This is a genomic window from Neolewinella persica DSM 23188, from assembly GCF_000373105.1.
Classification (GTDB): Bacteria; Bacteroidota; Bacteroidia; order Chitinophagales; family Saprospiraceae; genus Neolewinella; species Neolewinella persica.
The window spans coordinates 1-18121 of sequence record NZ_KB890445.1 but is presented as its reverse complement, the minus strand read 5'-3'; the positions used below and the strand labels follow the sequence as shown (position 1 = coordinate 18121).

Below are 18121 nucleotides of genomic sequence, written 5' to 3'. Positions count from 1 at the left end.
AAACCCCGTTAAGTTGGAAAGGTAAAGTCATAACGCCTATTTTGTTGAGCCTAATCCATTTCATACTATGAGAAGTACCTTTTCTGCCCGTTATATTCCCGTTTTCGTACTACTTTCTTTTTTTCTATACCGGTGTGAGCCTTCTGGTAGCGATGCATTGACTGTTGAAACATCAATATCTGTTCCGGAGGAGATTCAGGCATTCACCAGCGGAGTAATCAACCGGGATGAAGGGGTGTTCGTGCAGTTCACTACTGCTCCGGACGGAGATGCGGCAGAGATGATCAGTATTAGCCCTAATACACCCGGTGTAGCGACGTTGAGTGGAACTGGCTTATCTTTTGAACCAGCCAACGGCTGGGCTGCCGGAACGGCCTACGTTGCTAAAGTAAATATTGCCGGCAAGCCCCCATTTACTTTCACCTTCAGTACCCCTACCCGAAAGGCTGAAGTCCTTACCGAGGGCTTGTTTATCCCTGGTGGGAATAGTAGTACAGTGGAAGTTACCGGGCAGGTGGTTACGAATGATGCCTCCACAGTGGCTGAAATAGGACAGCTCCTTAGTGCTAAACAAGGGTCTAAGGCCGTTGAAGTTGAAGTCGCTGCTGGCCCCGACAACCGCCACTTCAGCTATAAAGTGGTAGCACCGGACCGGGGGGCAAACCCGGCACCAGTCACGATCTCCTACGATGGCAGCAAGAGTGGATTCTCAGACACAAAAGGTGAACTTACCGTTGCCATCCCTGCAGACGATGATTTTCGGGTAGAAAGCCTTACCCGCGATGAGCAAGAGGGGGGGGCACTATTGGCCCGCTTTAGCGATGCCCTGGACGCGAAACAGGACATGAAGGGACTTGTAATCTTTCCCGACAACACCAGTTACACCACCCGAATCAACGGAAATCTGTTGTATATTTATCCAAAGGGTGATAATCTCGGTGAGGTAACTATTCGGTTGTCTGACGGCATTAAAAACAACAAGGGCTTCCGTCTGGGCCGGGAAACTTCCTGGAAGATTAACCTGGGCCGGACAGCTCCTGATTTACGGATCGTTAGTAAAGGAACCATCCTCCCACATCAGGGTAAACGACTGTTCCCTTTCGAAGCTGTTGGCATCGAAGCCGTACAGCTGGAGATCGTGGAAATCTTCTCAGGGAACGTAGCACAATACCTGCAGGATAACTCCCTGGGAGATAGCCCGGGGGAATGGAGCTTGCAGCGCGTTGGGAAAATCATAATTCAGGAAAGAGTACCATTAAGTAGCCTGAGCGGTGCGGTGAATACCGGAAGGTGGAGCCGATATGCACTTGACCTGAGTAAGTACATAAGTAATGATGCCGCAGCTATTTATCAGGTCCGTTTGGGCTTCGGGATGGAAGACGCTGTAACCGGTTGTGATGCCACGCCGGCTGATTTTGGTCTTGCTCCGGTGACCTTCAATAAGAAAGAAGACTTTGCTGTTGGCTTCCAACCAGTTACCTCCCGGATGGGAGATTATTATGGAATTCATGGAAGCTATGAAGGATTTGACTGGCGGGAACAGGAAGACCCCTGCAAGCCGGCATACTACAATCGGGACCGCTTTATTACCAAGAACGTGATCTCTTCTAATCTGGGACTAATTGCCAAGCGAAACCCAGATCGCTCTACAATCGTATTCGCAACCGATCTGATCAATGCGGCACCCCGGCAAGGCGTTGGTATAAAAGCCTTTAGCTACCAGCATCAGGAATTGTTTTCGGGAACAACCGATAATATGGGACGCGTAAGCATGACAACCACCGAGGAACCAGCGCTGATCATCGCCACCTCCGGTGGCGACGCTGCTTACCTGGATTTGTACAACGACAATGGGCTTCCCCTGAGTCGTTTTGATATCGGTGGGGTAGACGGGGCAGGAGGTATTAAAGGTGCCTTCTATGCAGAACGGGGCGTCTGGCGGCCGGGTGATTCCGTCTTCCTGAACTTCGTGCTGGAAGACCGGCAAAAAAGAATCCCCAACAACTACCCCGTTGAATTCACCCTGACCGATGCACAGGGTAGGGTAGTGGAACGTCGTAACGTTACTCCCGCGTTTGGTAGCGGCCTGTACCCCTTAACCTTTGCGACCAATCCGAAAGACGTGACGGGTAACTGGACGGCAATGGTAAAAGCAGGTGGAGAAACTTATCGTAAATCACTGATGATCGAGACGGTTAAGCCCAACCGACTATCCATCGATTATGAATTGCCCGCCGGAGGACTGCGGCCAGGAGCAACAAGTGTTACCCTGACCAGTAAATGGTTGTACGGAGCGCCCGGGGCTAACCTGAAGGCTAAGGTGGATATGAATATGAGCAGCCGGACGGCCAACTTTCCAAAGTGGAGCGGATTCGCGTTCTCTGATCCCGCCCGGGAAATTGAACAACGGAGGGCTGAAGAGGTCTTTGACGGAACGCTTAACGAGGCAGGTACGGTTAGCTTCGACATTCCGGTAAAGGGTGATGCCTTACCGGGGCCGGTTAATGCCGGAATTGGGACTAAGGTGTTTGAACCAGGAGGGAACTTCAGCATTGACAATCAGACCATTCCTTTTGATCCCTACTCCGTTTATGCGGGCGTGAACATCCCCGAAGACGACTGGGGCTCACGGAGGGTAAGTATGCAAGGCGCCACTACGGTGCCATTGGCCGCAGTAGATACGAAGGGGGAAGGCGTCAGCGGCCGTAAGTTAAGCGTTGGCTTGTACCGCGTGAACTGGCGGTACTGGTGGCAGGACAACTACGACAACGTAGCCCGTTTCAACGGTAGCCAACATACTGAGGCCATCGAGACTTACTCCGCTACAACCACCAGTGATGGCTCCGCTACCGTGAAAGTAAGCGTCTCTGACTGGGGCCGATACTTATTGCGGGTTTGTGATAGCGAAGGGCATTGCTCCGGACAGTACTTCTACGCCGGTTACAATATGGAAGAAACCGACCGGGAATCAGCTTCTTTGTTACGGCCCGTTGCTGAACGGGAAGAGGTAAGTATTGGCGACGAGGTAAACATCAAGCTGCCCACCAGTGCAGGGGGTAAAATGCTTGTTAGCCTGGAAACTGCGGTAGGCTCCGTAGAGCAATTTTGGGTGAATGCAGAAGCAGGTGAAACGACAGTAAGTTTCAAGACCGACGAACGGATGGTACCCACCGTTTATGCCAACATCACCATGCTGCAGCCATATGAGCAAACTACCAATGACCGACCCGTCAGGCTTTACGGTCTGGTTCCGGTGAAGGTGACCAACCCTGAAACGATTCTGCAACCTCAGCTAACCGCTGACGATGAGTGGCAACCCGAAGGCCGCGTTCAGGTAAGTGTGAAGGAAAACGGCGGACAAGACATGACCTACACTCTCGCCGTTGTTGATGAAGGACTCTTGGGGCTGACACGCTTCCAAACACCCAATCTACACGATCGCTTCTTTGCTAAAGAAGCCCTGAGCGTGCGAACGTTCGATCTGTACAAGTACGTCATTGGGAGCCTTAACGGAGACTTCGGTAAAGTGCTGGCCATTGGTGGTGATGCCGGAGAAGGCGAAGATGAGGACACCCAGACGGCCAACCGGTTCGAACCAGTTGTTCGCCATCTCGGGCCCTTCCGCCTGCAAGGCGGAAAAACCGGGCGTCACGAGCTGACACTTCCCAACTACGTCGGTGCCGTGAGAGTTATGGTCGTGGCCAGTAGCAACGGTGCCTACGGCAGTGCTAAAAAACGTATTCCCGTCGTACAGCCTCTCATGCTGTTACCCACACTTCCTCGTGTGCTCGGCCCCGGAGAAACGGTGGATATGCCGGTGAATGTTTTTGCCATGACCGATAAGGTCCGCAACGTAAGCCTGGAAGTAAAGGAAACCGAAGGTCTGGTCACCGTACCAGCAGGCGGGCAATCCATCACGTTTAACAATAAGGGGAGTAAGCTGGCTTACTTCCCGCTTACGGTCGGAAATAAGGCGGGTATTGCCCGTTTTGCCGTCACTGGAAAAGGCAATGGTGAATCAACCAGCCAGGAGATAGAAATTGATGTTCGTCATCCTAATGAGATTGTTTCCCGGAATAAGATGATTGCCATCGCTCCGGGAGATGCCCAACAGGTAGGGTACGATAACTTCGGGGTGGCCGGAAGCCGGGAAGCCATTCTGGAGCTCTCTGCATTGCCTGCCATGCAGCTGGACAGGCACCTGCGTTACCTGCTGCGCTATCCATACGGTTGTGTCGAACAAACGGTCTCTCCGGCCTTTGCGCAGCTTTATCTCGATAAGGTGACGGAACTGACACCTGACCAGGAGAAACAGCGGCGTACTAACGTCATGGCTGGCTTGAATAAGCTCCGCAACTTCCAGACTACTGGAGGTGGAATGGCTTACTGGCCCGGAAATCGTGACCCTCATCCCTGGGCAACGAACTATGCCATGCATTTTCTCCTCGAAGCAGAAAAGGCTGGCTTTAGCGTACCGCTTGATCTGAAGAATAAATTGGTGAAATTTCAGGGTAAAGTGGTCAACAACTGGCAGGAATCTTCGGATCCTTTTTACAGTACAGCTGATCAACGCCGTCGCGATCAGGCCTACCGCCTGTATGGACTGGCGCTGGCCGGTAAGCCGGAGATAGGGGCCATGAACCGCCTGAAAAGTAAAGTTGCTAACCTACCGACTTCCGCAGTGTTCCAACTCGCTGCTGCCTACACGACTGTTGGACAGAAAACCACGGGTAGCGAATTAGTTAAAGGGCAGTCAACATCGGTTAAAGCCTACCGCGAACTAGGGTATACTTTTGGTAGTGACATCCGTGACATGGCCATGATTCTAGAAGCTCAGCTAGCCTCCGGAGACCAAAGCGCTGCCGGACAACAAGCCTTCCGCCTGGCAGAACGCATCGGTGCCCGCAGTTGGCTAAGTACCCAGGAGGCAGCTTTTGCCTTCGTGGCCATCGGTAAGATGAGTGAGGCGGATAACCGGGAATTGAAAGCTGACTTTACCTCGCCCACCGGGGCGAAAAGTGCGATCGGTGCCAATACTGGCATCTACCGTATTGAATTGCCAGCGGAAGGTGCCTCCTCTTCCTTTACGGTGAAAAACACTGGAACTTCAACCCTATATGCTTCCGTGGTGACCAGTGGAAAACCACTGCCGGGCGAAGAAGCAGCGGTCAACGAAAACCTGGTGTTGGATGTGAAATATACCGATGAATCCGGTAAAGCCGTTGACGTTTCCTCCCTCGCTTCCGGAACCGATTTCATCGCCAACTACACGGTGCGTAATCCCGGCACCCTAGGTATGAGCTACCGCCAACTTGCCCTGAAGAGTCTTTTACCTTCAGGCTGGGAGGTCAGCAACGACCGCATCGATGCCACCGGTGGAATGGATAGTGGGACGTATGCCTACCGTGATTTCCGCGACGATCGTGTGTACACCTTCTTTGACCTCAATCGCGGGGAAAGCAAAACCTTTTCCCTACGCATGACGGCTACTTACCCAGGCCGCTATTACCTGCCTTCGCAAGTCAGCGAAGCCATGTATGCCAACGACGTGAAGGCGGCGGTTAAGGGGCGTTGGGTGGAGGTGCTACGGAGCAGTAAATAGTCTTGTAGTCTGTTAGTCTTGTAGGGCTACCGCATGGGGGAACTCGCTGCGCTCGTTTGCGGGGATTACATCATCTTGCTAAAAAAAGAAAATGAGCATTGAACATCTGGCAATTTGGGTTAAGGATTTAGAGGGAATGAAAGCGTTCTACCTCAAGTTCTTTGAATTGAGCCAGAATGAGAAGTACCATAATCCGGTGAAGAATTTTAGTTCATATTTCTTATCCTTTCCTAGCGGAGCCCGGATTGAGTTAATGCAAAAACCAGAAATTTCTGCTGCTGCAAATGACAATGGAATGAGCTTAGGCATTGCGCATTTTGCAATTTCTGTTGGCAGTAAAGAAAAGGTCGATGAGTTTACGGAAATGGTTCGAGCGAATGGTTGTCAGATTGTTGGAGAACCCCGAAGGACAGGAGATGGGTATTATGAAAGTGTGATCGCTGACCCTGAAGGGAATTTAATTGAAATCACTTTGTAGTCAGGGAGTCAGTTAGTCAAAGAGTCAGATAGGGCTACCGCATGAGGAGGCTCGCTACGCTCGTCAAAATAAAAGAGGCGATTTTTTTTGAAAAATGTCACCTAAAATTTGCCAGAACAGCCTGGGCAATTTTACTTGACTACTTGACTACTTGACTACTTGACTACTTGACTACTTGACTACTTGACTACTTGACTACTTGACTACTTGACTACTTGACTACTTGACTACTTGACTACTTGACTACTTGACTACTTGACTACTTGACTACTTGACTACTTGACTACTTGACTACTCCCGCTCTCCCAGTAAATTAGCCGCCAGCACCGTAAGCGTCAGCAACATCCCGGGAAACAGGGCCATCCACCAGGCGGAAGGATGGCTGCGCGACTGGCCCAGCAAACTACCCCAGGTAACCTGGTTGGCCGGGATGCCGATGCCAAGGAATGACAGAAAGGCTTCCAGTAAAATCGCCCCGCCAAGCCCGAAGCAACTTACTACGATGATGGGGCCAAGCGCATTTGGGAGGGCATGACGGAAGAGAATCCGCCAGCGTCCGATGCCGCTGATCCGTGCGGCGTCGATGTAAGGAAGGCTACGAATCCGCAGCATTTCGGCCCGGAGGTAACGTGCTACGTAGGTCCACCGCAGGACGCCGATGATTAACGCCACCAGCCAGATGGAAGGCCGGTTAATGATGGCCAGCAAAGCGATGAGCAATACCAGGCCGGGGATGTTAACGAAAAGCTCGACACCCTGCAACACAAAGGTGTCGGCCGGAAAATTCATGGCCTTGCGCATTGGCGGAAAAAGACGCAATAAGCCAACCAGCAGCAGGCCGCCCGCAATGAATCCAAATAGAAGTAGGAGCGCAGTGGAGAAAAAACCAGTTAACCGAAAGAAAGGCAGCAAGTTGATCGCAGCATAAAGGATACCGAGGCTTCCACCGACGGACCAGCCCCACCAGAATGCCCGGGTGCCAGACAGCGCATTATTACCAAAGAAGCCAGCAACACCACCGAGGGGAATACCCAATAAAAGCGAGATCAACAACGCTCCGATACCAACAATAACTGAAACCCGGGCACCGGCAATCAAACCGGCAAATACATCCCGTCCAAGCTTATCAGTTCCCAAATAGTGGCGTGCGCGTTCTCCTGTATTCTGCTCGGCGAAGGGCGATCGGTAATTACCATTTTTAACGTCCGAAGCACCGGCGATATAAGGAATCGGCGGCCATAGCGCCCAGTCCGGTTGTAGTCGGTACCAGTTCCTTACGGTGGGTTGGTACCCTTCAACCAAGCCCAGGTCTTCTCCGTATTGATGAAGCACCGGAAAGCGTAACTCCCCTTCAATTTTGGCGATCAGTGGCCGGTCATTGGCCAGGAAGTCGCCGAAGACGGCCACCAGCAGCAGACCACCAAGCCAGGCTATCGCCAAACGCCGAAACCAATTGGATCGTTTCATGTGGCGGCGTTTTGTGGGGAGGAAAGTCGGATGCGGGGGTCGGCCAGCCTATAGCCAAGGTCGGCGATCAGTAAACCGAAGGCGGTCAGGATACCGTTGAGCAGGACCAGGGTGATGACTACGGGCCAGTCGCGTTCAATGGCGGAAGTGTACAGTAATTGTCCCATTCCCGGCAGGTTGAAAATACGCTCAATCAGTACACTGCCCGCCAATAGGGCAGGGAATATGCCGCCAAGGAGGGTGATGATCGGAAAGGAAGCGTTACGTAGTACGTGCCGCCAAAGGATGGTAGATCGGGACAGCCCCTTTAGGCGGGCCGTCTTAATGTAGGCCTGGTTGAGTTCGTGCACCGCCGATCGACGCAGGTGCCGGGTGACGTAGGCCCAGCTGGGGTATGCCATGCAAACCACGGGTAAAAACAGGTGGCTGGCGCGTATCCGGAGGGTCGTCCACCAGCTGGCTCCTTCGGGTAGTTCCCCGAGGCCCATACTGGGGAAAAAGTCCATGTTGAATGCCGGAGTGGTAAAGTAATTAGTCAGCAGGGTCGCCAGCCAAAAACTTGGCACGCCGAAGAGTATGAAAAGTCCGACGGTGGTCAGCCGGTCAAACCAACTGCCACGAGATCCGGCAGTGTAAAGCCCCAGTGGTATGGAGATGAGGTACACGAGTAAGAGCGCAAGCCCGTTGATCAGGATGGTAACACCGGCAGCTGCCCTGATTTTTGTGGCTACTGGCCTGCGGTCTACCAGAGAACTACCAAAATCACCAGACAAAAGCTTACCCGCCCAATGGTGATACTGGTTGTCCGTACCATGCCAGCTGAAGGCCGGTAGGAGTAAGGTCACAGCGCGGTCGCGGGATTGCAACCGATCAAAGGCCTCTTGCAGGGCAGCGGTTTCCGGCCTGCCCGTTAGCCGTTGCAGAGAGGTAGCCGCATTTTCAAAATTGTCCTGAATCAGCAACCGCCGGATAACGGGGGTGATGGCCGGGTCGTTTTCAACGCGGTAGGCCAGCCGCTTCAGCTCATGGTAGTATTGCTGAACACCGGGCCAGTTGCCCGAACGCAGGGTGAACGTACGCAACATGGCCCGTTCTTGCGCTCGGGTAATGCGGTGTAGGGTATCGGGCAAAGCCCCGTTGTAGATCGAAAAGTAAAAAGTGGGCCGGTCGAGCCCGAGCGTTTGGGCTGCCCGGTGGTATGCGAGGTCAAACCCTGCCGGATTATCATTGGCCAACCGGGCCTCGTCCTTGGACATCAGGCTAATGACCTGATCTCCCGGGGTAATCTGCCGCAACCCAAAACAAACCAGACTGAGCAGGAAAAGACTCAGGGGTAACAACAGGATCCGGCGGAGAACATAACGTGCCATATTAGTCAGGTAGTCAAATCGTAAGGTAGGTTGTTGGATTGCCTATTCCTTAATTTCCACAGGAATCGTGCGGGTGAAATATTCTGTTTGGACACTGCTCTGCATCGTCGAAAGACTGTCTTTTTGGAGCTGCTGCTTTACCAGGTATACCTGGTATTTTCCCACGGGAATATCGGACAGGGCTTCTTTGGGCAATTTAAGCATCCCGGTAGAAGTAGGGCCTTGCAGCAGGATACGGCGTGGCGCGGAGCGGTCTGCAGGTTCGAAGAAGGTAACAAGGTTCTCCGTTGCGGACAGCCCCGTGCTGCCAGCAGCGAAACGCACGGATTCCTTTTTGTTGATGACCGCCGGGATCGAATCGGCAAACGGCGGCGTAAAAGCTACCTCCAGGAGGCAAGGAGTGCTGGCACAAGGAACGGCGAGCTTGATGGGGCTGGTGAAGGGCAGGGTGCGCCGGCCTCGGAAATGACCGGTGCCGGCGGCAGGTAAGGCTGGCATGGCACTGCCGAAAAGCGAAGGGAAGCCATCAGGTACCGGGTCGATGGCCAGGTCCACGTTTAAGATCTGAGAACCTTCGTCGTAGCGTACGTTACCGACCAGGGTGGTAGAAGCTGCTTTTGGGGCGGGGTCGCAGGTGCAAAGAAGAGACGTTAAGAGCAGGGAAAAGACACCATAAGCAATGACTTTGTAGTAGAGGAAAGGATTCGCTTTTGATCTGCGCATTCTTGGCCGGGATTTTGGACGAAGTTACGATCTAAAAAGCGCTTAAAAATCATTAGCTCTTAACGTCCCAATCAATGGGTTCCCGACCATGTTTTTTCAGGTAATCGTTGGCCTGTACGAAGTGGTTGTTGCCAAGGAAGCCACGATGGGCGCTGAAAGGAGAAGGGTGAGCGCTTTCCAAAACAAGGTGCTTATTGGCATCGATTAATACCGCTTTTTTACCCGCGAAGGCACCCCAGAGCATAAAGACAACGTGCTCTCTTTGCGCACTGATGGCCTTGATGGAAGCATCGGTAAAAAACTGCCACCCCGAGCGTTGGTGGCTTCCGGGTTGGTTGCGCTCCACGGTGAGCATGGCGTTTAGCAGGAACACCCCTTGCTCTGCCCATTTGGTCAGGTCTCCATGGTCGGCGGGGGTAATGTCGAGGCTGGTGTTTAGCTCCTTGTAGATGTTTCGCAGACTTGGAGGAATCTGCTTACCCACCGGCACGCTGAAGCTCAGCCCCATGGCCTGACCGGGATTGTGGTAAGGATCTTGCCCCAGGATGACCACCTTAACGTCTTCGATTGGGGTGGTATCGTAAGCATTAAAGATCTTCGGCCCGGGAGGGTAAATGGGTTTGCCGGCTGCCTTCTCTGCTTTGAGAAAAGCCGTCAACATCTTGAAGTATGGCTTGGTAAACTCGTCGGAAAGGGCAGTTTTCCAGGAGGGGTGGATTTTTATGTTGGACACGGGAATTAGTCTTGTGGTCTGTTAGTCTTGTGGTCTTGTAGTCCGGCTCAGCTCGCTTCGCCCGTACGGCAGTTTGGAGGTAAACCCTGGTGGTTTGGCTAACAGTAGTTGATAAAGAAATGTTTGAGTAGCCACACGAGCGTAGCGAGCATCCACATGCGGTAGCCTACAAGACTACTAAACTACAAGACTAAATCCCTTCCCGGTCCACCTCCAAAATTGCCGCAACGTGGGCATCGGCAATAGCCTGCCGGAACTCGTCGGTTAGCATGGCGGCCAGGTCAAAGCGATTGTTGTAGAACCCATTTTCGGTCAGGATAGCTGGCATGCGCGTAGCGCGCAGTACGTAGAACTGGCCAGTGACCTTGGAGCGCAGGTGCCGGTTTTTAAAACCTGTTCTGGCAATCAGTTGTCGCTGGAATACGGCGGCAAGATTACGTCCCTGGGTGCTGCCGTGGTAGAACCAGGTTTCAATGCCGCGCACGCTATCGTCGGTGAAGTCCTGCAGCGATGGTGCCGGTCCGGCGTTGCCATGAATACTGAGAAAAAGCTTTGGAAGTGCGGAACTTAGGCGGTTGGCCCGGTCGACGCGCTCCAGCAATAAATTACCGACTTCAACCTCAGGGATAACGTTAAAATAGGGGACGCCAAGGTCATCCAACTTATCAAAAATACGTCTGGCAACGTCTCTGTTGAACTCAAATTCGAGCAACTGCCGTCCATCGGGCAAGACCGGGCTGCGCTTGCCGGCGGTAAGCGAACCATGGCCATTATCGATACACCACATGTAGCGTGCCCGGTACTCCGGGCCTGGGTTGACGGGGCCGGGGGTGTCGCCGTTGTTGAGTTCGATGCTAGTATCTTCAGAAGGCGGCGGCAAGGGATCCGCGTCGAACTCATGGCCATCGGTAACCCGTGGGTCTTCCGCTTCATGTGAAACTACCACGGGATCGTCGCTTGCCTGCACCTCCCCGGCGTCCTGGGGTTCGTTAGGGTCGGCAACGGGCGGCAGCGGCGCTGCCGGAGGTAATGCCGGCGGCAAAGGCTGAGGCGTACGGGGCCGCTCAGGCGCGTCGCCGAAGAAGACGGCGATGATGTCGGTGATGGCTTGGAGGAACTCCTTCATGGGTGAGGAGGCAAGATAGGAAATAGTCTTGTAGTCTTGTAGTCCGGTGGTCTTGTAGCCTGGCTCAGCTCGCTGGCGCTCGTGGCGGCTACCTCCTTTTATGATGGTTTAATAGGCGACCTTGAATTAGAAGACTATTCGTTGCGCGCGATTAATTGGCCCTGCAAAGCCTGCTCTAAAATCCTTTCATTGCACCTGCGTCTGCGCCCCGAAAAGTACTCAGGAGACAGTATTCAGGCATCAGGTACAGGGATCAGATTTCAGGGTACTTAGGTTGCTGCTTAATGCCTGAATGTCCTTAATGGTAAATGTCTTAGTGTAGCGCTTACTGCCTAAGTGCCTTAGTGGCTCGTCTTTGGCAAGACCCCCTTCCAGCATCAGCTTTTCTTCGACAAGACTCTCTTGATGAGGCCTTCAATCGTAAGCCCCTGAACTAAAATAGAGAATACAACCACGATGTAGGTCATCACTAAAAACATCTCCCGGTTCATTTCTTCTGAGAGGCTAAGGGCAAGAGCGATTGAAATTCCGCCCCTCAACCCGCCCCAGGTCATTATCGCATTGGTACGCGGAGCAAATTCCAACTTCTTCTCGAAAACTTTTACGGGCAGCCACAGCGACACATAGCGGCAGAGCAACACGATGGGAATCGCCAACAAGCCCGCGATAATATAATGGAATTCGTAAGTCAGTATCAGCATCTCCATGCCAATCAGTACGAAGAGAATGGCATTGAGGAGAATATCGAGGAGTTCCCAGAATTTGTCTACATAAAGCTCAGTCGTTTCAGACATCGCGGTATCCCGTGCCCGGTCATTTCCAACAAACAAACCGGCCATAACCATGGCCAAAGGAGCTGACAGGTGCAGTTTTTGAGCAGCTACTGTTCCCATCATCACGGCTGCCAATGTAATAATGACTTCTATGCTGAAATCGTCGATCGACTTGAGTAGCCTGAATGTTACCCACCCGATTAACGCACCCAGCAGGAGACCGCCAAATACCTCTAGTCCGAAAAGCTTAACGATGTCCAGGGGTTCTATGGCCGGGCCGGTTGATGAGGCAATAGCAATGAGGGTTAAAAATAGTACGACGCCCACCCCATCATTAAAGAGCGATTCTCCGACGATCTTTATTTCCAGGTTTTTCGGTGCGTTCGCTTTTTTGAGGATCCCTAAAACGGCGATCGGGTCGGTAGGGGAGATGATGGCCCCGAAAAGCAAGCAGTAGATGTAGCTTATCTGAACGCCAAACAGTTGAAGCAAGTAGAAGGTAGCCGTGCCAATGAGAAACGTTGATGAGACCACCCCAATGGTGGCAAATGCGATGATGGGCCAACGGTGCTTTTTGAGCTCCTGAAAATTGGTGTGGAGGGCACCGGCGAACAAGAGGAAACTCAGCATGTAGTCCATCAACACCGTTTCGAAGTCGATTTGCCGGATCAGCTCAGCTTCTGCTTTAAGGAGGGTGTCGTCAAAATAGCCCAGGCCCAAAACACCCAAAGTGTACAGTAGGGTAATCAGCATTAAACCAATGGTGGTCGGCAGCTTAAAAAAGCGGACATTGATGTAACCGAAGATGGCGGCCAAAAAGACCAGACCCGATATAATTGCGTAATAGCTCATTGGCGTAGCTGATTAATAGTAAAGACCTCTAGGCAAGGACAATAAAACCGTGGGAAAGGTTCCCTGCATTCGCTGCATAGAACGTCAAATCTTTAGCAATTGAAAAAGATTACAGCTAAAGAGGGCTAAATCCTGCAAAGCAAGGGAGAGTTGCAGTCGAAAATATACGCCGTCAAATCAGGCCTGCTTCGTAGCTACTCCATCAATGAAAAGGGCAAGGAGCACATCTTCATATTTGCTTCCGTAGGATGGGGAATTGCGGACAGCGCCCCGCCAAACCTGCCGAGCGAACTTTTTATTGACGCGCTCGGGGATTCGGAAGCAGTGATGCTTTACAAAGAAGAGGATAATAAGGTGAACTATATTAACTAGTATTCAGGAGACAGCATTCAGGGATCAGGCTTCAGGGTTCTCAGGCTACTGTTTAATGCCTGAATGCTCTTAATCGTAAACCTATTAGCGTAGCACCTTAAATGCCCAAGTGCTTTTAATGGTTCCCCAAACGTAAGTCTAGCCGCACGAGCGAAGCGAGCATGGCAGCACTACAAGACCACAAGACTACCAGACTACAAGACTATTCCCTACCTTACCTGGCCCAAATAAAGATCATGTACAACAAAACCTCTCTTGAAGCCTTTTACGACCGCGAAAAGAAGCACCCTAATCTGCCTTTTCTACACCAGCCTTTTGGCGAAAGGTGGGAAACCTACACCTGGGGAGAGGCTGGCGTGATGGCCCGAAAGGTAGCTGCCTACTTGCGGGATCAAGGCCTGAAACCAGGCAGCCACATCGGGTTGGTCAGTAAAAACTGCCGGGAATGGATCATCGCCGACCTTGCCATAATGATGGCCGGACACGTAAGCGTCCCCTTCTTTGCTACCCTCACCGGCGATCAGATTGCGGAAGTTCTGACACTTGGCGACGTTGACTTACTCATTGTTGGTAAAATGGAAGGATGGCACGATATGCGTACGGGGGTACCCCAGGATATGCCCATTATCAGGTTCCCGCATTACGAAGGGAACTCGGAAATTTCCAGAGGAAAAGACTGGAACGAGATCATTGCGGAATATGAGCCGATTACCGACAGCCCGTTGTCTGACCGGGAGAACCTGTGGACGATCATCTTTACCTCCGGCACCACCGGAACGCCGAAGGGTGTAATGCTCACCAATAAGACGAACATTGCCCTGATGGATTCCCTCTGGGAACCCAATCCGCTTAATCTTGACTACAAAGGTGGCAACCGTTTCTTCTCCTTCCTGCCCCTCAACCACGTAGCGGAACGCGGGGTGATTGAAACGATGTGCCTGACCCATGGTGGGCAGATATTCTTTACGGAGAGCATCGCCCGTTTTGCGGCCAACCTACAGGATGCCCGGCCCACTTTCTTCTTCGCCGTGCCACGTATCTGGACCAAACTCCGCCTCGGCGTTCTCTCTAAAATGCCGTCGGAGAAACTGGATAAGTTGTTGAAAATACCGGTAGTGTCCTACCTCGTTAAGCGTAAGATTCGGGCCGGACTAGGACTGGATAAGAGCCGTTGCAACGTAACCGGTGCTGCGCCAATTCCCGTAGCGACCAAAGACTGGTTCGGGCGGCTTGGGATCCCGATTTCTGAGGCTTATGGCATGACGGAGAACGGTGCTACCAGTCATATGATTAACGCCTCTGAAAATAAACCCGGCTCGGTGGGCCGGCCGCAGGCTGGCACGGAGCACCGTGTAGACCCTGAAACAGAAGAGGTGTTGACACGCTCTCCTTACACCATGGCCGGCTACTACAAAAGCCCGGAAAAAACGGCGGAAACCATCGACAAAGATGGCTGGTTACACACGGGTGATCAGGGCCGGATCGATGAGGACAACTACCTCTATCTCACCGGTCGGGTAAAGGATACCTTCAAAACAGCCAAGGCTAAATTTATCGTGCCAACCGAGATCGAGGATAAGTTTATCGGCAACGATGACATCGAGCAAATGTGCTTGCTTGGTCTGGGTATGCCCCAACCAATCTTGCTCGTTTCGCTTTCTGAAATAGGTCAGGCGCGGCCGCAGGATGCAGTGGATGCTGATTTGCAGGCCCAGCTAAAAGCCGTCAACGAAAAACTGGCGAGTTATAAAAAAGTCGCTGCCTTTGTTGTCGTTAAGGAGCCTTTCACGGTGGAAAACGATATGATGACGCCAACGCTCAAAATCAAGCGGTCAAAAGTGCATAACCGCTATTGCGAACGTATGTTGGACTGGATTGAGAGCGGAACCCCGGTCATCCGGGAAGAAGCTTAATGCATTGAGCAGAGGCTTATTGAGTTGTGGTACTTTCCGTAAGAGAAACTTTTGACCGGCTTCGTCAGGTCAAAAGAGTTTCTTGGTCGTTAGGACCTAACGCCCGTCCGATAAATTTTTCCCCCTTACGACGTAGTAGCAAGAGCCGGGAAGTTTGTCTGACGGGTTTTGTGTATTAACCAACCTTAACATAAGCTCCCCGCTTAGTTATTGTTTAGTTATCCACCTCCATCTTCAGAACACCGGAAAGGGAAGGCCGTTTGAGTGAGCAAAGCAAACAAAATCCTTTCCATTATGAAACCCCTTTTTACCTTATTTGCCTTTGCCGCCCTCTTTACGTTTATGTCTTGTGGGCCAAAGGTTTATACTGCACCAAATGCTGCTTCAGCCACTGCTGCTCACTCCGTCATTGCCATCATCCCCCCGGTCGTAAATATCAAAGGCCGGAAAAAGGATGACCCCGAAGCCCTTAAGGCCGCGGCTGAAGCCGACGTCTACACCTTCCAGCAGGAGATGTACAGTTGGATGCTGCGTCGGAAGCAACAGGGCAAGATCCGTGGTGTCGAAATCATGGATCCCGAAACCGTAAACGCCAAGCTTGAAAGAGCTGGCTATTCTACCTCAAGTCGGATATTCACCCCAAAGGAACTGGCGACCACACTTGGCGTCGACGCCGTCATTACTTCAAAGTTCAATACTTCTAAGCCTATGTCTGAAGGCGCTGCGGTGGCATTAGGAGTCCTCTTTGGTGCCTGGGGCTCGACTAACGAAACCAGTGCCAGTCTGAGCATCCACGATCCCGAAGAAGGGATGCTTTGGAATTACGATTGGGTCGCCTCCGGCACCTTTACTTCTTCCGAAGCACTCGTAAATGGCTTGATGCGTAACGCCAGTCGGCGTATGCCCTACGTTATTAACTAATCAAGTTGTCGGGTTGTCCAGTTGTCGGGGGTGTAGCTCCCGACAACTGGACAACCTGATAACTCGATACCTTGACAACCCGACCAATTACCGCATCAATACAAAGTCCCCTTTCAGCACTTGCCGGTCACCATTGATCAATAAAATCTCTACGGAGTAGATCAATACCTGGGGGTTCATCAGCTTTCCGTTTAACCGGCCGTCCCAACCACTTTCAACAGCGTTAGCGGAGAAATTATTGGTTTCAAATACTTTTTCTCCCCAGCGATCAAAGACCTGGAAGTTAAGGATGGATTCAACCGCTCGACCGGCAAACGGATAAATGATGTCATTTACCCCGTCATCATTAGGCGAGAAGGCGCTGGGAATGTAGACATTCGGCCTCGTGTCGACACCAATTCGAATACCATCGTCCGCCTCACAGCCATTTAAGTTAGTGATCGTAAGCGAAACGGCCCTTTCAGTGAAGGGCATCACTACCGCGTCAGGACAATTGACACACTCGACGCCCAGCCAGATAAAGCTGTCTACTACAATTACGTTGGAGGTTGGGTCGATCAGGATACTGTCACCCAAGCGGACGATCGTGTCCAGCCCCAGGCTGACGAACGTCTCTTCCGGTTCGGCAATACCAACGTTCTGCTGAATCATACAGCCATTAGCATCTATTACCGCAATTACGTAGCGTCCCGGAGAGAGTTGGTTGAACTGTAGCTGCGTGGAGAAATTACTGCCGTCGATCGAATAGCGGTAGGGAGGTGTACCTCCGGAAACGTCATCGAAGCGGATACTACCATTGTTCTCACCGAAGCACTTGCTATCGTTGGCCTGGAGGTTTATACCCATGTCGGCTGGTTCACGAATGAATATGCTATCCGTTCCAGTACAACCGTTACCATCCGTTACGGTCAGCGTATACCAACCCGGAGAAAGCGCCTTGATCTCCTGAGCAAAGCTACCGTTGCTCCATTCCAGGAACAACGGCTCTGCTGTAGAGGAAATGTCGGTTACGGAAACCGCTGCATCAGCCGCACCGCTGCAACTTACGCCGCCACCGGCATGCTGCGAATCTACACCCAGCCGGAAAGTGAGGGTGGGGCACTCTCCCTGGCATGGCACACAGATGCTGCCATCACAGTCGAGGACAGTCTGTTTGTCGTTGATGGTATTAGGGTCGCCGTCATCACAGGGCTGAACGGAGATGGACTGGCCATCACAGTCTAGCGGTGTACCGGTACAGGGGATACAGACGGTACCGTCAGAGTTCAGGACAGTTTCCATATCCTCCACCGTGCAGTCATTACCGTCGTCACATGGGCGAGTGGTGGTCTCGTCTTCGTCACAGTTGGTCGGAGTACCCATACACGGAACGCAGATGCTGCCATCACAGTCGAGGACGGTCTGCATATCATTGATGGTATTTGGATTGCCGTCGTCGCAGGGCGCTGGAGAAGTGAACTGGCCGTCACAATCCAATGGTATTCCTGCGCATGGGGCGCATACGGTACCGTCAGAGTTCAGGACAGTTTCCATGTCCTCCACCGTGCAGTCATTACCGTCGTCACATGAGCGAGTGGTGGTCTCGTCTTCGTCACAGTTGGTCGGAGTACCCATACACGGAACGCAGATGCTGCCATCACAATCGAGGACGGTCTGAATATCATTGATGGTATTTGGATTGCCGTCGTCGCAGGAGGCTGGAGAAGTGAACTGGCCGTCACAATCCAATGGTATTCCTGCGCATGGGACGCAAACGGTACCGTCAGAGTTCAGGACAGTTTCCATGTCTTC

12 protein-coding genes are annotated in these 18121 nt (G+C 52.2%); 5 read left to right on the top strand and 7 right to left on the bottom strand.

Annotated elements, in window-relative coordinates; all coding sequences use genetic code 11:
- The first annotated feature begins 67 nt into the window (after positions 1-67).
- Positions 68-5602, top strand: coding sequence for an alpha-2-macroglobulin family protein (locus tag B036_RS0118655; protein WP_020570252.1), 5535 nt, complete (start codon positions 68-70; stop codon positions 5600-5602).
- A 91-nt stretch (positions 5603-5693) separates the two neighbouring features.
- Positions 5694-6080: a VOC family protein gene (locus B036_RS0118650; RefSeq protein ID WP_020570251.1), complete on the top strand. Its 387-nt coding sequence runs from the start codon at positions 5694-5696 to the stop codon at positions 6078-6080.
- Positions 6081-6371: 291 nt separating this feature from the next.
- Here the strand turns inward: B036_RS0118650 and B036_RS32340 are convergent, their stop codons facing one another.
- The 6 genes from B036_RS32340 to B036_RS0118615 form a co-directional block, all read right to left on the bottom strand.
- Entirely contained in the window at positions 6372-7547 is a 1176-nt protein-coding gene (locus tag B036_RS32340; protein WP_020570250.1) for an ABC transporter permease, read from the bottom strand.
- Positions 7544-8917, bottom strand: a complete 1374-nt coding sequence (locus B036_RS32335) for an ABC transporter permease (protein ID WP_020570249.1) — start codon at positions 8915-8917, stop codon at positions 7544-7546. Before B036_RS32335 ends, B036_RS32340 begins: the two co-directional genes overlap by 4 nt.
- 42 nt (positions 8918-8959) lie before the next feature.
- Positions 8960-9640, bottom strand: coding sequence for a hypothetical protein (locus tag B036_RS0118635; RefSeq protein WP_020570248.1), 681 nt, complete (start codon positions 9638-9640; stop codon positions 8960-8962).
- A 52-nt stretch (positions 9641-9692) separates the two neighbouring features.
- Positions 9693-10373, bottom strand: a complete 681-nt coding sequence (gene ung / locus B036_RS0118630; protein ID WP_026232117.1) for a uracil-DNA glycosylase — start codon at positions 10371-10373, stop codon at positions 9693-9695.
- 190 nt (positions 10374-10563) lie between these two features.
- Positions 10564-11499, bottom strand: coding sequence for an N-acetylmuramoyl-L-alanine amidase (locus B036_RS0118625; RefSeq protein WP_020570246.1), 936 nt, complete (start codon positions 11497-11499; stop codon positions 10564-10566).
- Between the two features lie 377 nt (positions 11500-11876).
- Complete coding sequence (locus B036_RS0118615; protein ID WP_020570244.1) at positions 11877-13124, bottom strand: cation:proton antiporter; 1248 nt, start codon at positions 13122-13124, stop codon at positions 11877-11879.
- Between the two features lie 150 nt (positions 13125-13274).
- On the opposite strand from B036_RS0118615, the gene B036_RS30035 reads away from it, so the two are divergent.
- From B036_RS30035 to B036_RS0118600, 3 genes are all read left to right on the top strand, one after another.
- Positions 13275-13496, top strand: a complete 222-nt coding sequence (locus tag B036_RS30035; RefSeq protein ID WP_020570243.1) for a cyclic nucleotide-binding domain-containing protein — start codon at positions 13275-13277, stop codon at positions 13494-13496.
- Between the two features lie 161 nt (positions 13497-13657).
- The gene (locus tag B036_RS0118605; RefSeq protein ID WP_211217416.1) at positions 13658-15409 is read left to right on the top strand and encodes an AMP-binding protein; all 1752 of its coding nucleotides are present in this window, start codon (positions 13658-13660) and stop codon (positions 15407-15409) included.
- Positions 15410-15703: 294 nt separating this feature from the next.
- Entirely contained in the window at positions 15704-16330 is a 627-nt protein-coding gene (locus tag B036_RS0118600) for a hypothetical protein (RefSeq protein WP_020570241.1), read from the top strand.
- An 87-nt stretch (positions 16331-16417) separates the two neighbouring features.
- On the opposite strand, the gene B036_RS30030 is transcribed toward B036_RS0118600, so the two are convergent.
- The coding region (locus B036_RS30030) for a T9SS type B sorting domain-containing protein (RefSeq protein ID WP_044103149.1) at positions 16418-18121 on the bottom strand (1704 nt) is incomplete at its 5' end.